Below are 15,336 nucleotides of genomic sequence, written 5' to 3'. Positions count from 1 at the left end.
GAAAAATGCTGAATCTTGAGGCCTGCTTCCCAGCCGTTGCTGAACACGTAGCCTACGCCGATGTGGTCTCCGAACTGGAATGCGGTTGAAAAGGCACGGCCGTTGTTGTTATAGACGTGGGAGCCTGGTTTGCGACTACGCTTTATTGCCAGCAATTCTGGCTAAGACTTCGTAAAGTATAGCGCGGTTGATTGGTTTGGTGAGGTATCCATCAAGGCCGGATTTTAATGCTTCTTCTTTTTCGTCCAACATCGCCGAAGCTGTTAATGCGTATATCGGTATTTTGTAGGCGGTCTTTTTTTCTTCTTCAAATTTGCGTATTTCTTTTTTTGCTTCCATGCCGCCCATGACTGGCATTTGCATGTCCATTAAAATCAGATCAAATTCATTTTCTTTCCAGTAATTGATCGCTTCCACGCCATTATTTGCCAGAGTAGTGGAGTGTCCTTGCCGTTCAACTAAATTTGTAATCAGCGTTTGATTAACGAGATTGTCCTCAGCAATTAAAACTCTTAACTGACGTTGAACTGGACTTTGATGTAGATGTTGTTTCCGTTCACCTGGCAGGATTTTTTTCTCAGAAAATTTCAATGGCAAACTGAATGTGAATTTACTTCCTTTTCCTACTTCACTTTGTATGGAAATACGCCCACCCATGAGTTGTGCCAGTTTATGACTGATACTGAGCCCCAGGCCTGTGCCGCCAAAGCGACGTGTGGTAGAGGCATCTTGCTGAGAAAATGCGTCAAAGATGTAGGTTTGTTCTGATGCCGGGATACCAATACCTGAGTCAGTAACTGAAATGAGTAACTGAGGCGCGTCTTTTACATCGCGACTAACGGCAACATCGAAATGAACGCCTCCCCGATCTGTGAATTTCACTGCATTCGCAAGCAGATTGTGAACGATCTGGCGGATGCGAACTGGATCGCCGACGATGACATCAGGTAAATTTTCAGCGAAATGACATTGCATACTGAGGTTTTTCTTATGAGCGCTAATTTCGTGTAACTTGAATATTTCATGCAATAAGTCATGCAGCTCAATATCGATGAACTCCAGTTCAATTTTGTCGGCCTCTATTTTGCTGAAATCGAGAATATCGTTGATGATGACCAGCAAATTTTTAGCGGAACTATGCGCCATATTCAGGAATTCTCGTTGCTCAGTCGTGAGTGGAGTATCCATGCTTAGCTCCAGCATGCCGATCACACCATTCATTGGTGTCCGTATCTCGTGACTCATATTCGCGAGGAATGCACTCTTTGCCTTGTTGGCTCCTTCCGCAGCTTCTTTCGCTGTTATCAGATCCTGTCGTATCTGTTCGGCTTCAGCTACCAGTTTTTCTATGCTGCTCAGAATGACGGAAATATTCTCTCCTTCTATAGGTTTATCTTTGACGTCAGGTAGCAGGCTGATCAGAATTTGCTTGAGTGAAGTGAGGGTGTTTTCGCGTTCATTGAGTTCAGTGCGCAGTTGACTCGCAGTGTTTTGCAAGGCGATCAGTGTTGCTCTGATTTCCAGTGGCGCATTCTGGATCAGTTTGGCATATTCGCTGTCGTGACCGCTCAGCGTTCCCAATTGTAAAACCTTTGATTTTTGCAGACTTCCCAGCCAGAGTTTAAGGGGGAACCAAATCAATATCAGACCGAACAGGAAACTCGCTAATGTCAACGCTGACGCTACCTGCATCATTTGCCACATTCGATAAGCAATTTGGGCGTCATCGTAAACCAGTCGCAATACTCCGTAATCTTCGCCGCCGACTTTGATGACGCGATTATCATCATACAGATGATCTTCTACCCGACGAATAATCCACGAAGGAATATCATTTTTATTGATGTTGCTTCTCTGAGAGCTTTCGATAAGACCTTGCTGCATGGGGATGAATTTTGCTGCAGCAAAATTAGGGCTGAGTACCATGCTGTCTAGCGTATGTTTGATACTGTCATAATCCCCGATGACGGCGCTGTCGGTAACGGTTCTCGCTGCGACTTCTAGCATGGAGCTAGCGGATTCCTGCACCTCTTCAATTTCCTGCGTAAAACGTGTTTCGTAATATAAAGCAACGCCGGTACACATCAATAACAGCCAGGTGGCGGAGTACAGCAAGTACACCCGCAGTACCAGCGATTTCGGTAGAAAAAATCTTGAGAGTCGCACTTGATGGGCTTTTTAAGAAAGATTCAACGTAAGCTTGCGGGAGCCGATTGATAAAATTTTCTGTAACTCGCGTATTCACTGCCATCCGATGGGATGAAGTAGGTATCGCTCGTCAGGCCGATTTTTGTGGACGCCTGATGCAATATCTCTTTTCCTTGCGGATCATTTTTCATATTGAAGAAAGCGTCAGAGACTGCTTTTAAATCGGCTGGTTTTACTTTATTCGACGCCATCAATGCCAGATCATAATAAGGTTCAGACGACCATAGAATGCGAAATTTTTTCTTTTCGCGGGTTGAATAAGCGGAGATTAATTGCGAATTACCACCTGTCGCCTGCACTTTACCCGCCAGTAACTGCGCGAGGGCGCCGTTCTGATTACCACCAAAAATAACATTCACGTCGATACCTTTGCTGATCAGGTGTGCCATCGGCACTTTGTAAGCGACCAGCGCTTCCGGGCCAGGAAAAGTGATGTCCTTACCTTTCAGCTGACTGATGTCGGTAATTGGCGAATCTTCAGGTACGACGATTTGCCCGCTGACGGGTGGCACATTTCTGCGACCAAACACTCTCCAGCCTAACTTTTCGCGATCAGGGGAAAATAAATGATTGGTAAATGCAAAATCGACTTCTTTGGCCAAAACAAAACTGGTTGTATCAGCAGATGTTCTGCCTATTTTTAAACTTAGTTTGACGCCGCTTTTTTCTGAGACATAATTAATGATCGGATTCCAGTATGCGGCGGTCAGATTGATGTCGTATTGATTGACCGGCGAGAAGCGGTACACGGTATTTTCAGCGTATCCATTCAAAGGAACGCAAATATAGACGATCAAGGCGACAGAGAGTAATTGTTGCCAGTAGTGGCGAAAAATAGTCGGATTCAACATGATTGACCTGATCAGATATGGTTGTCAGTGGTTGTCAGTGGAAGATTATAGTCATGTTGAAAAATGACAATGTAAATTCTCTATTCGCCGGATTGCTTACGAGTGAACCGCCGTGAAGGAAATAGAGGATATCTTGCGCTTCAGTTTCATATCCGTGTCAACATGCGGCGGCACTTTTGCGTTATCACTAAATGCGATCTTTTTGGGAGTCAGACATGCGAACTAAAATACTGGTAACGACGTTGGTGATTACGGCACTTTCAGGCTGTGCAAATCAACGCTATAACGAAAACTACCCACAGCAATATCCGCACCAGCATTCCCGACAATATCCGGATCGTCAGCCGAATACATATCCTCAGTATCAGAATCAATATCAGAATCAGCAAAATTATGGCGAACTGGCAACGATCGTCGGTATGCGTAATGTTGCTGTTGACGGCAATGTATCGGGCGCGGGAACCGTGGTTGGCGCGCTGGTTGGTGGTGTGCTTGGCCATCAGGTCGGTAAAGGCACTGGCAATGATCTAGCAACGATAGGCGGTGCCATTGCTGGCGGTATCGTCGGTAATCAGATGGAGCGTGGTTCGGCAGGGCAGAAAATGCGCACCGAACTGACCGTACAATTTCCTAACGGTGAGACACGCACCATGCTGATCGATAACCATGCCGGTTATCGCGTCGGCGACCGGATACGGGTGACAACGCAAAACGGTCAGCTCGTCCCGATGCAGTAAGTTATCTATCGTGTCTATCTTCGGAAAACGAAGGGGCTATCACAGCATGGTCACGTTTTTAAGATAACAAAAATCAATGTTGAGCGTCGGTCAGGCGCTCAATTTTTACCATCAACAATAGAGTCAGATTAAGCCTTGGCGGCTGAAATCTGTTTAACCTCGTGCGTCACTTATCTAGTGCGGTAGTTTGTTACATTTCGCTTCTACTGGTAGGGTCCCGTCCTCGAATCTAAGACATTCATCGCATAGCTCGTTGTGAGTTCTTCGCGTATGAATGAGCCAGCGTGCGTTTTTCGAGCACATTCAGCGAGTTCACTTATAAATTGCTTTGATGCTCATTGTAAATGTTGCATCTGTGTGATCTATTTATTGTTGTTTTATACTTTCTTACCGCTTATTAAAAAGCATCATATATTTCTTGAGTTATCATAATTTAATTAATAACAATCTGTGAGGGGTGCAATGACGTTTGCCAAGTTGAATCAATTCGTCTTCGGTGTTGTGGCATTGTTTGCCATTAGTGGTGCTGCCCAAGCGGAACTTTGCCCGGGTGTGCAAAAGATCAGCCTTATGTATGGCGGCAATGAATTGACCCATTGGGAAGGTAACTCCAGTCAGATCCACAAGCTGACGTTGCCCAATGGTTTTGTGCTGGGTGTGAAAACTGAGCAGGGTGCAAGGGAAATTTATGAGCGCGATTTTCAGCGCAGTCTGACGCAGACGACAGAATTGGTCAAAATCAGTCTGTATGATTATTCTGCCGCCGTACCACGTTATCTGACATCGACCTGGGGCGGCAGCCAATCCCAGCAGGGCTATGGCCCCAAGGGCGGTGCTGACCGCGTGGATGAATTGGGCAGCGGCATCGTCCTGAATCTGGAGAAGCCAGCCTGCACTATTACCAAACTGGATCTGGCTGCCATCCCGACGGAAAAAGAACTGGGGCAAAGCAGTGAATCAATGATTCCGGATGAAAAAACAAAACAATGGATGCAGGTTGCCCAGCAGGACATCGCAAAAAAACGTTATGTGCTGTCGATGTTTAAAGATAGCCTGCCACCTGAGGTGAGAACCAGGTTAGCACAGTTGCTGAACAAGGTCGGTATTGAGCTGGAACTCATAAAGTCTGGCGATGCGCATGACGCTAAAGCGTATATGGTGGGCTATGCTCAAACCATGCTAAGCGCAATTGAGACTCAATTCGGCAAAGAACATGGTAGAGATATCGAGCGCCAGTTAAAGTCTGAATTTGGGTTTTGATAAATTACGTGTATTCAATGATTGTTAGCCAAGTTAGCTAGTACTGTGTCATCTAAAGGTAGCAGTGTGTCATTGCTGCCTTCGGGATACAATGCGGGAATACGTACTTCATCATTCCTGAACATGTGATATGACCGAAAAAAAATCTATGTTGAGCGTCGATCAGGCGCTCAATTTTTTATTGTCAGCGGCACGCCCGCTGACTGACACCAATCCCATTCCGACGATCGATGCGCATGGCCGCGTGCTGGCACAGGCACAGTCTTCACTGCTGCACGTGCCACCGATGGACAACACGCAAATGGACGGCTACGCGGTGCGGGCAGCCGATTGCGTCAGCGGCGAAGCGCGCCTGCGGGTCGCTCAGCGGATTCCAGCCGGACATATAGGCGCGCCATTGGAAGCCGGAACGGCTGCACGTATTTTTACCGGAGCGATGATCCCAGCCGGAGCTGATGCCGTCGTTATGCAAGAGCAATGCGTGGTTGATGGTGACTATGTCGTCATCCGTCATCAACCGCAAACAGGCGAATGGATACGCCGTCAGGGTGAAGATATCGCTGCTGGTGCGACCATATTGCAGCCCGGAACCCGCTTGCGGGCGCAGGAACTTGGGCTGGCGGCCTCGGTTGGACTGGCGCAATTACCCGTCATCCGCAAACCACGGATTGCGGTGTTTTTTACCGGTGACGAACTGGCGATGCCTGGTGAAGCGTTGAAGCCGGGGGCGATCTATAACTCCAATCGCTTTACGCTCACCGGCCTGCTGCAGGACATGGGCTGCGACATTACGGACTACGGCATCGTGCCGGATACACTGGCGGCGACGCGCGACACCTTGCGTAAAGCGGCACAGGCACATGATTTGATTATTACCTCCGGTGGTGTTTCCGTCGGTGAAGAGGATCACATCAAGCCGGCGGTGGAAGCCGAAGGGCGCCTGAACATGTGGCAGATCGCTGTCAAGCCGGGTAAGCCGCTGGCATTCGGTGAGGTTGGCCAAGCGTTTTTCCTCGGTCTGCCGGGAAATCCGGTGTCGAGTTATGTGACTTTCCTGTTATTTGTGCGCCCGTTTCTATTACGTATGCAAGGTGTTGAACAGGTCGCGCCGCAATCTTACGTCATGCGTGCCGATTTCAACTGGCCTAAACCCGATCGCCGTAATGAGTTTTTGCGCGCCCGCATCAATCCGCAAGGCGGGCTGGATTTATTCCCGAATCAGAGTTCAGGCGTGCTGACATCTACCGTCTGGGGCGATGGCTTGATTGACGTGGCACCGGGGCAGATCATTCAGGCTGGCGACCAGGTACGTTTTTTACCGTTCGCATCATTTTAGATTTTTCCGCCTTATCGATAAAATTGCATCATGAAAATTCAATTACGTTTTTTTGCCAGCGTTCGTGAAAAACTCGGCTTATCTGAAGAAACCGTTACTTTGCCGGATGAAATTACCACCGTCGGCGGCGTGCGTGCTTATCTGCAGTCGCGTGGTGGTCTCTGGGCCGACGTGCTGGCCGATGACCGCGCGTTGCGCATGGCGTTTGCGCATGTGATGTGCGATGCGGAAACACCCATCAGCGAAGGCGGTGAAGTGGCATTTTTCCCACCTGTGACCGGAGGTTAAATCATGACTGTGCGCGTGCAGACAGCAGATTTTGATCTGAGTACCGAAGTCGCTAACCTGCGTAAAAACAATAACGCGATTGGTGCCATCGTCAGTTTTGTCGGCGTTGTGCGTGATCTGAATGATGGTCAGAATGTGTCAGCGATGGAGCTGGAACATTATCCCGTGATGACGGAAAAAGCGCTTGAGGACATCGTTGTGCAGGCGAACGCGCGCTGGGCGCTGCTCGATACGCTGGTCATCCATCGCGTCGGCGCTTTGATGCCTGCCGATCAGATCGTGCTCGTGGTTACTGCATCGAAACACCGTGGCGAAGCATTTGCGGCCTGCGAATTCATCATGGATTATCTGAAAACGCAGGCGCCGTTCTGGAAAAAAGAGCAGACACCGGAAGGTGCGCGCTGGGTTGACGCGCGCGAAGCCGATGATCAGGCGTTGGGCAAATGGGGCATCACCGCAAATAATGCAGTGCCAGGTTCTGGCTCACCTGACGGGGCGTCAGCATGAACTCGCTGGGCTGGCTGGCGGTTGGCAGCGGTGCCGCACTGGGAGCATGGCTGCGCTGGGGACTGGGCTTGTGGTTCAATGGCATATTGACGCAATTGCCGGTGGGAACGCTGGCCGCGAATCTGGGCGGTGGTTATATCATCGGGCTGGCGGTGGCTTTTTTTACGGCTTACCCCGATTTGTCTCCGGCGTGGCGATTATTTCTGGTGACAGGCTTTCTCGGCGGCCTGACCACGTTTTCGACGTTTTCCGCCGAATCCATGACCCTGCTGCAGCGAGGCGAGTTTGGCTGGGCGCTGGCACATATCAGCGTGCATTTGCTGGGCTCTATTCTGTGCTGTTTTGCCGGCTTTGCCAGCTACCGCGCTATCGCTGGTTAAATTATTGAAAAAGGGGGAGTATGTGCTGTTTTTGCCTTATTCTCAGCGAAAAAAAAGGGCTTTAAAATATACTCGGGGGAGTATATTTAGCTCGGAAAAGGCTGTTTTTTCTTGTTTTTGGCTTGCTGCAACTATTTCGCTGTGCAGTGCCGGGTGTCTCTGCTCATACTTTCCCTTCCATAAACCACTGTAAACCACATCATCTGACTGAACTGACACCGTGACGACCGAAACCGTGAATACCGTTTTCCCTGAAATCGAACCTTACCGCACTTGCACGCTGGCGGTGGATGAGCTGCATACCTTGTACTGGGAAGAGTGCGGCAATCCTGATGGTCAGCCTGTGCTGTTCCTGCACGGTGGCCCCGGTGCAGGAACCTCGCCGTCGCATCGACGGTTCTTTGATCCGGCACATTACCGCATTGTGTTGTTCGATCAACGTGGGGCAGGTAAATCAACGCCGCTGGGCGAATATCGGAATAACACCACACCGCTGCTGATTGATGACATAGAAAAAATCCGCGTTATGCTCGGCATACAGCAATGGCTGGTCTTTGGTGGTTCCTGGGGTTCCACACTGGCACTGGCCTACGGCGAAGCGTATCCTGAACGCTGCCTTGGTTTTATCCTGCGCGGCATTTTCCTTTGTACCAAGAAAGAGGTGGATTGGTTCGTCAATGGGATGGGATATTTTTACCCCGAAATTCATCAGCGCTTTGCTGAAGCGATTCCTGTTGAAGAACGTGGTGATCTGCTGCAAGCGTATGTTAAACGCCTGTTTTGCGATGACCCTGCGATCTATATGGAAGCGGCACGTAACTGGAGCCGCTACGAAGGTTCTTGTCTGTTTCTGAAACCACAAGCCGAGGCGATTGCTAGTTTCGAATCCGATGAGGTCAGTCTCGGCATCGGTCGCCTGGAAGCGCACTACATGCAGCACGGCGCTTTCATGGATGACGATGCCTTAATCCGCAACATAGCCAAAATCCGCCATCTGCCGGCCGTGATCGTGCAAGGGCGTTATGACGTGATCTGTCCACCAGTATCAGCCTATCGCCTGCATCAGGCGTGGCCGGAAGCAGCCTACCATGTGATTGGTGACGCCGGTCATGCCGCGATGGAGCCGGGGATTGCCTCTGCGCTGCTGCAGGCCACCGAAGATTTCAAAACACAGCGCCGATTTTCCTGAGTCCGGCCGCATCTGTTGTATTCGTTAATTGATTGCCTCTGAGCTGTTCTTTTGAACAGCTCAGATTGCTTCTGGCTAGCCGCCAATTGCGCGGTCAGAAAGTGCCGCCGGAAAAGCGTGATATGGCGCAAACAAAGCGTAATTCAAGGCATATATTTTTAAATTTGATTTGCCGAAAAATAAGGCAGGCAGTATCTTGGAGAATGCTTGAAATCAGCATAGCCGTCCCAAATTGTAGCGATAATTCATCATACAGGAGCAGCAAATGCGTCTCGACAAACTCACTACCAAGTTGCAGGAAGCACTGGCTGACGCGCAAAGTCAGGCAGTCGGCAATGACAATCAATATATAGAGCCAGTACATGTGCTGCTGGCCTTAATCAATCAGGATGACGGCGGCAGCCGTTCGCTGCTGCAGCGCGCGGGCGTGAATGTCAATGCGCTTGTGAACGCGCTGAAAAGTGCGGTGGATCGCCTGCCGAAAGTCACCGGCACCGATGGTCAGGTACAGATAGGCCGTGAATTAACGGGCTTATTGAATCTGGCCGACAAAGAATCGCAAAAACGTGGCGACGAGTTTCTTGCCAGCGAAATGGTGTTGCTGGCGTTGACGGACGATAAGTCTGAAGCGGGTAAACTGGCGCGTGAAAACGGCCTGACCCGTAAATCCTTAGAGGCGGCCATTTCAGCGGTGCGCGGTGGCGGTAACGTCAATTCGCAGGATGCCGAGGGACAGCGCGAAGCATTGAAAAAATACACACTCGATCTGACCGAACGCGCACGTCTGGGTAAGCTTGATCCTGTGATCGGGCGCGATGATGAAATCCGTCGTGCGATTCAGATTTTGCAGCGTCGCAGTAAAAATAATCCGGTGCTGATCGGTGAACCCGGCGTTGGTAAAACCGCGATTGTCGAAGGTCTGGCGCAACGTATCGTGAATGGCGAAGTGCCGGATAGTCTGAAATCCAAACGCGTATTGTCGCTGGATATGGCGGCGTTGCTGGCGGGTGCGAAATTCCGTGGTGAATTTGAAGAGCGCCTGAAAGCGGTGCTGAAAGAAATCGCGCTCGATGAAGGGCAAACCATCGTCTTTATCGACGAGTTGCATACCATGGTCGGCGCGGGTAAAGCAGAAGGCGCGATGGATGCCGGCAATATGCTGAAACCGGCACTGGCACGCGGTGAATTGCATTGCGTCGGTGCGACCACGCTCGATGAATATCGCAAATACATAGAGAAAGACGCTGCATTGGAGCGTCGTTTCCAGAAGATTATTGTTGATGAACCCAGCGTCGAGGCGACAATCGCGATTCTGCGCGGCTTGCAGGAAAAATACGAAGTGCATCATGGCGTCGATATTACCGATCCGGCGATCGTCGCGGCGGCAGAACTCTCGCATCGCTATATTACCGACCGCTTTCTGCCTGATAAGGCAATTGATCTGATTGATGAAGCTGCTTCGAAAATTAAGATCGAGATCGATTCGAAACCAGAGGTGATGGATAAGCTCGATCGTCGTCTGATTCAGTTGAAAATTGAACGTGAAGCGGTCAAACGTGAAAAAGATGAAGCGTCCCATAAACGTCTGGCGCTGATCGAGGAAGAAATCGAAAAACTATCGCGCGAATATGCCGATCTGGAAGAAGTCTGGAAGGCAGAAAAAGCGATGGTGCAGGGTAGTACGCACATCAAGGAAGAAATAGAAAAAATCCGCGTGCAGATGGATGAGGCAAAACGCAAGGGCGACTGGCAAACCATGTCTGAATTGCAGTATGGGCGTTTGCCGGAGCTGGAAGCGCAACTCAAACAAGCCGATACGCAGACAGACAAGGATCAGCAGGCCGGCGGTGGTAAGTTGCGTTTGCTGCGCACGCAGGTCGGGGCCGAAGAAATCGCGGAAATCGTGTCACGTGCGACCGGCATTCCTGTTTCCCGCATGATGCAGGGCGAGCGGGAAAAACTGCTGCACATGGAAGATGCTCTGCATGAGCGCGTGGTTGGTCAGCATGAGGCGATCGTTGCCGTATCCGATGCGATCCGTCGTTCGCGTGCGGGGCTGGGGGACCCTGGTCGTCCGTACGGTTCTTTCCTGTTCCTTGGCCCGACTGGTGTCGGTAAAACAGAGTTGTGTAAAGCCTTGGCTAATTTCATGTTCGATACCGAAGAGTCATTGATTCGTATCGATATGAGTGAGTTCATGGAGAAACATTCAGTGGCACGTCTGATCGGTGCGCCTCCAGGCTATGTCGGCTATGAAGAGGGTGGTTATCTGACGGAAGCGGTGCGCCGCAAGCCGTACAGTGTGATCCTGCTCGACGAAGTGGAAAAAGCGCATCACGATGTCTTCAATGTGTTGCTGCAGGTGCTGGACGATGGTCGTATGACGGATGGGCAAGGTCGCACAGTGGACTTTAAAAACACGGTGATTGTGATGACATCGAATCTGGGCTCGCATCAGATACAGGCGATGGAGGGGAACGATCCTGAAGTAATAAAAATGGCAGTGATGGGTGAAGTCAAAACCCACTTCCGTCCTGAGTTCATTAATCGTATCGATGAAATCGTTGTATTTCATGCATTGGATGCGAAAAACATCGGCGCGATTGCGAAGATACAGCTCAAAACGCTGGAGCAGCGTTTGCAACAGATGGATATGGGCTTACAGGTCAGCGATGCTGCCTTGCTGAAAATTGCCGAAGCTGGTTTCGACCCTGTGTATGGCGCGCGTCCTTTGAAACGGGCAATACAGCAGGAAATCGAAAATGTCTTGTCTAAGCAAATTTTGCAAGGAAAATTCGGGCCGAAAGACGTTATTTCAATTGATGCGAAAGATGGTGAACTTGTTTTCGGTAAAGTGTGATTAAATAGCCGTGAGCAAGTTACGGCGGTGCGCAAGCACCGCCTTTTTTTTGCTTTTTTTAGTTTGATTATTTATTAAAAAAAGCAGACGGTGATTCGCCAAAAGTTTTTTTGAACATGGCTGAGAATGCCGACTGACTTGTATAGCCCAGTTCCGCTGCGACCTGGGCAATAGATAAGCCGCTGGCAATCAGCGGTGTCGTACGTGCCAGGCGCATTTGCTGACGCCATGTGCCAAATCCCATCGACAGTTCCTGCTCAAACAAACGGGTCAGGGTTCTGGACGACGCACCGACTTTGTTCGCTAACACTTCCAGAGTGTCGTTCGAGGCAGGATCGGCGAGCAGCAATTCACATAAACTTTTCAGCCGTTTGTCTTTTGGCATGGGTAAATAAATCGGCAATGGTTTCGCAGCCTGCAATTCATCCATGATGACTTGTGACAGATGATTTTCCCTCGGGCCGGGCTCATCAAGTTGTTCCATGCTGGCAATCAGCTCTTTGAGCAAATTGGATACTTCCAACACTATGCAATGCGGACTGCTCAGCGGCGAGTGATCGGCGTGAATATGAATCACACGTAAATGTGTTGCCGTCAGCGGGCGCACTTCATGCGTGATCGCAGGTGGAATCCAGATTGCCCGCATTGGCGGTACGAACCAGACACTTTCTTCTGCGACCACCTGTAGCATTCCGTTCGGCGTGTAGGTTAATTGTCCCCACGCATGATGATGTGCTTCAAGTGTCTGTCCTGCTTGCAGATTGCGGGCGACCAGCCTTACCGGTCTGGCCTGAGTTGGAAAGCAAACTGGCGGCGAGGTTTGCGTATGCGTGACGATGGTAACGGCCATGATGTGTAAAGAGTAAGTTGGCGTAAATGCGATAAAACTTGTCCTGCTATCTTAAATGAGCCTGTTGAATTTTGCTTACACTTTCTGCTTGTTACAAATGCAGGGTGTCGTCGCGCACGTTTTCTCATGTCTTCTTAATTATTTTTACGTGCAGCCCTGGAATAAATAGAATTTTCTCTGAATGGAGTTGCAATGACAGCTGTAAGCGCTACCCCGGTAAATTTTAAACAAGATGCGATGGTGATAGGTCTGGTCGGCGTCGCCCACGCTATTTCGCATTTTTTTCATATGATTCTGGCACCTTTGTTCCCCTGGATTAAAGAAGCCTTCAGTTTGTCGTATGCCGAACTTGGCTTGTTGATGACGGTGTTCTTTGTTATTTCAGGCATAGGGCAGGCGTTGTCCGGGTTTGTCGTCGATAAACTCGGTGCGCGTACGGTCTTATTTTTCGGTATCAGTTGCCTTGGATTTGCCGCACTGGTGCTGTCATCGGCACAAAATTATGCAATGTTGTTGCTGGGGGCGATGCTGGCCGGTGTTGGTAACAGTGTGTTCCATCCTTCTGACTATACTTTGCTGAATAAACGGGTGTCACCAGCGCGGCTGGGATATGCGTTTTCTGTGCACGGCATCAGCGGTAATCTGGGCTGGGCTGCGGCACCTGTTTTTCTGGTCACGATTGCGCAATTCACGAGCTGGCGCACAGCCTTGTTTTGTGCGGCTTTTCTGCCTTTTATGGTGCTGACGCTCTTGTTTATATATCGCGATTTATTGCATACCGATATTGTTCATCCTGCGCATCCACATGCCAGTGCCCATGCGAAAGAGGGTGTGCTGGATTTCCTGAAACTTCCCGCCATCTGGATGTGCTTCGGTTTCTTTTTTATGTCAGCGATGGCACTGGGTGGCATACAAAGTTTTTCTGCTGCGGGTTTGCGTGACCTGTATGGCATGTCCTTAAACGCAGCGACCACGGCTTACACCATGTTCATGCTGGCGTCGGCATGCGGCATGTTGCTGGGCGGTTTTCTGGCGGCCAGAGCCAGTCACCACGACAGAATTATTACGCTCGCTTTCAGTCTGGCCGGTGTGTTTTCACTGTTGCTGGCAACCGGTTGGTCGAATACGCTGATGGCGATAGTGCTGATGGCGGGAATCGGTTTTGGTTCCGGCATTGCAGGCCCATCCCGTGATTTGTTGATTCGCGCTGCAACGCCTAAAAATGCGACTGGCCGCGTGTATGGCATTGTCTATTCCGGTCTGGACTCCGGATTGGCGGTCGCACCGTTACTGTTTGGCGCCATCATGGATGGCCGTCATTCTTCGTGGGTGTTTATCTGTGTCGGTGTATTTCAGGTGTTGACAATACTGACTGCAGTCAATGTTGGCGGTCGTACCCGGGCATTGGCTGCAGCATAGTCTCAGGCTAAAATGATTCGGTCTGCCACTTTTGGCAGGCTTGAATAATAAGAAAGAGGACAACTCATGAGCTTTGCAAGCTGCGATATCTGTGATGCTAACGAAGATAAATTGGTAAGCGGTGAGCTGGCAGCACTGCCACCGGTATTCAAGAGTTACGGGGCGACGACAAAATTCAGCGGGCCCGCCACGACGCTGAAAGCGTTTGAAGATAACGGCATGGTGCGCACCGTGCTAGAGACGCCGGGTAACGGTCATGTTCTCGTGATTGACGGTGGAGGCAGTCTGCGCTGTGCTTTGGTTGGTGGCAATCTGGCGATGCTGGCTGAGAAAAATGGCTGGGCCGGTATCGTCGTACATGGTTGCATACGCGATGTCGATGAAATCAACGCTTGTAACATCGGTGTCCGCGCGCTGGCTGCGATGCCGGTCAAAAGTATCAAGCGGGGCGGCGGCGAGCAGAATCTGCGTATCTCGATCGCTGGCGTTGCGGTCTCTCCCGGGGACTGGATCTATGCCGACGCCGATGGCGTGCTGGTTGCCAGACAACAATTACACTGACCGACAAACGCTGTGATACAGAAAAAGACTTAAGGAAAGTTATCTGCATGTGGATAGACACACACTGTCATCTTGATGCTTCTGAATTTGCAGGAGCATCCCTTGCTCTGGCTGAGGCAGCGGCGAAATCAGGTGTGTCTGCAATCGTGATTCCTGCGGTGCATAAAAATAATTTCGCCGCCGTCGAAGCTTTATCGCAGCAACGCGAGGACTGCTTTTGCGCGCTCGGTATTCATCCCATGTACGTGCCGACTTCGGATGAGAAAGACTTATTGTTTTTGCGTGAAAAAGTGGCTGCATTGATGAGCCGGGACAACATGTCGAATGTGGCGTCAGATGTGCAGAATCAACAGCCTGCGAATCGCTTTGTCGCCATCGGTGAAATCGGGCTCGACTTTTTTGTCCCCGCGTTGAAAGAAAGTCCTTTGCGGGAAAAACAGGAATTTTTTTTTAGTGAACAACTGAAAATTGCGCGTGAGTTTGAACTTCCGGTGTTACTGCATGTGCGACGGTCGCAGGATACCGTACTCAAGTATCTGCGTCGTATCCGCGTACCGGGTGGCATTGCCCATGCGTTTAATGGCAGCCATCAGCAGGCGCAGACCTTTATCGATCTTGGCTTTAAGCTGGGATTCGGAGGAGCGATGACCTATACGCGGGCGTTGCAAATCCGGCGGCTGGCGACAGAGTTACCTCTGACCGCACTGGTGTTGGAAACAGATGCGCCGGATATGTCTCCGAGCTGGATTCCGCACGCGATGAATACGCCGGCAGAATTGCCTGCAATCGCTGCGGTGCTTGCCGGGTTGCGCGGTGTCACACCAGTCGACATTGGCATGGCAACGACCGCCAATGCACAGGCGGTGCTGCCGCGCATGCGCAGATCCTGA

The 15,336-nt window shown here is 50.3% G+C and carries 14 protein-coding genes and 1 pseudogene; 11 read left to right on the top strand and 4 right to left on the bottom strand.

All coding sequences use genetic code 11. From position 1 onward, the window contains the following. From Undi14_RS13655 to Undi14_RS13645, 3 genes and pseudogenes are all read right to left on the bottom strand, one after another. Positions 1–122, bottom strand: a pseudogene (locus tag Undi14_RS13655) (acyloxyacyl hydrolase); the annotation flags it as partial. A 13-nt stretch (positions 123–135) separates the two neighbouring features. After that, a complete protein-coding gene (locus Undi14_RS18275; RefSeq protein WP_200180857.1) occupies positions 136–2,166 on the bottom strand; it encodes an ATP-binding protein in 2,031 nt (676 codons plus the stop codon). A gap of 23 nt (positions 2,167–2,189) precedes the next feature. Further along, positions 2,190–3,059, bottom strand: a complete 870-nt coding sequence (locus Undi14_RS13645; protein WP_200180856.1) for a phosphate/phosphite/phosphonate ABC transporter substrate-binding protein — start codon at positions 3,057–3,059, stop codon at positions 2,190–2,192. A 215-nt stretch (positions 3,060–3,274) separates the two neighbouring features. Between Undi14_RS13645 and Undi14_RS13640 the strand changes: the two genes are divergently transcribed. The 8 genes from Undi14_RS13640 to clpB all read left to right on the top strand — a co-directional run bounded on the left by Undi14_RS13640 (position 3,275) and on the right by clpB (position 11,616). Next, positions 3,275–3,796 (top strand): glycine zipper 2TM domain-containing protein, encoded by a 522-nt coding sequence (locus Undi14_RS13640; protein ID WP_200180855.1) that lies wholly within the window; start codon positions 3,275–3,277, stop codon positions 3,794–3,796. 462 nt (positions 3,797–4,258) lie between these two features. Then, positions 4,259–5,056, top strand: a complete 798-nt coding sequence (locus Undi14_RS13635) for a hypothetical protein (protein WP_200180854.1) — start codon at positions 4,259–4,261, stop codon at positions 5,054–5,056. 130 nt (positions 5,057–5,186) lie between these two features. Then, positions 5,187–6,392: a gephyrin-like molybdotransferase Glp gene (glp, locus tag Undi14_RS13630; protein ID WP_200180852.1), complete on the top strand. Its 1,206-nt coding sequence runs from the start codon at positions 5,187–5,189 to the stop codon at positions 6,390–6,392. Positions 6,393–6,422: 30 nt separating this feature from the next. Continuing rightward, entirely contained in the window at positions 6,423–6,680 is a 258-nt protein-coding gene (gene moaD, locus Undi14_RS13625) for a molybdopterin converting factor subunit 1 (protein ID WP_200180851.1), read from the top strand. 3 nt (positions 6,681–6,683) lie between these two features. Beyond that, positions 6,684–7,187, top strand: coding sequence for a molybdopterin synthase catalytic subunit MoaE (gene moaE / locus Undi14_RS13620; RefSeq protein ID WP_200180850.1), 504 nt, complete (start codon positions 6,684–6,686; stop codon positions 7,185–7,187). Positions 7,188–7,192: 5 nt separating this feature from the next. Next, the gene (gene crcB / locus Undi14_RS13615; protein WP_186897501.1) at positions 7,193–7,567 is read left to right on the top strand and encodes a fluoride efflux transporter CrcB; all 375 of its coding nucleotides are present in this window, start codon (positions 7,193–7,195) and stop codon (positions 7,565–7,567) included. A gap of 220 nt (positions 7,568–7,787) precedes the next feature. Continuing rightward, positions 7,788–8,756, top strand: coding sequence for a prolyl aminopeptidase (pip, locus tag Undi14_RS13610; protein WP_200180849.1), 969 nt, complete (start codon positions 7,788–7,790; stop codon positions 8,754–8,756). Positions 8,757–9,021: 265 nt separating this feature from the next. Further along, positions 9,022–11,616 (top strand): ATP-dependent chaperone ClpB, encoded by a 2,595-nt coding sequence (gene clpB, locus Undi14_RS13605; RefSeq protein ID WP_200180848.1) that lies wholly within the window; start codon positions 9,022–9,024, stop codon positions 11,614–11,616. 67 nt (positions 11,617–11,683) lie between these two features. Here clpB and Undi14_RS13600 read toward each other — a convergent pair whose 3' ends face one another. Continuing rightward, positions 11,684–12,466: a helix-turn-helix domain-containing protein gene (locus tag Undi14_RS13600; RefSeq protein ID WP_200180846.1), complete on the bottom strand. Its 783-nt coding sequence runs from the start codon at positions 12,464–12,466 to the stop codon at positions 11,684–11,686. Between the two features lie 192 nt (positions 12,467–12,658). Here Undi14_RS13600 and Undi14_RS13595 point away from each other — a divergent pair, with 192 nt between their 5' ends. From Undi14_RS13595 to Undi14_RS13585, 3 genes are all read left to right on the top strand, one after another. After that, the gene (locus Undi14_RS13595) at positions 12,659–13,885 is read left to right on the top strand and encodes an MFS transporter (RefSeq protein WP_200180843.1); all 1,227 of its coding nucleotides are present in this window, start codon (positions 12,659–12,661) and stop codon (positions 13,883–13,885) included. A gap of 66 nt (positions 13,886–13,951) precedes the next feature. Next, positions 13,952–14,446, top strand: a complete 495-nt coding sequence (gene rraA, locus Undi14_RS13590; protein ID WP_200180841.1) for a ribonuclease E activity regulator RraA — start codon at positions 13,952–13,954, stop codon at positions 14,444–14,446. A 47-nt stretch (positions 14,447–14,493) separates the two neighbouring features. Continuing rightward, entirely contained in the window at positions 14,494–15,336 is an 843-nt protein-coding gene (locus Undi14_RS13585; RefSeq protein WP_200180839.1) for a TatD family hydrolase, read from the top strand.

This window comes from Undibacterium sp. 14-3-2 (genome assembly GCF_016595265.1).
Lineage (GTDB): Bacteria > Pseudomonadota > Gammaproteobacteria > Burkholderiales > Burkholderiaceae_D > Undibacterium > Undibacterium aquatile.
The sequence above is the reverse complement of the archived record's forward strand: the minus strand, read 5'-3'. Positions and strand labels throughout refer to the sequence as shown.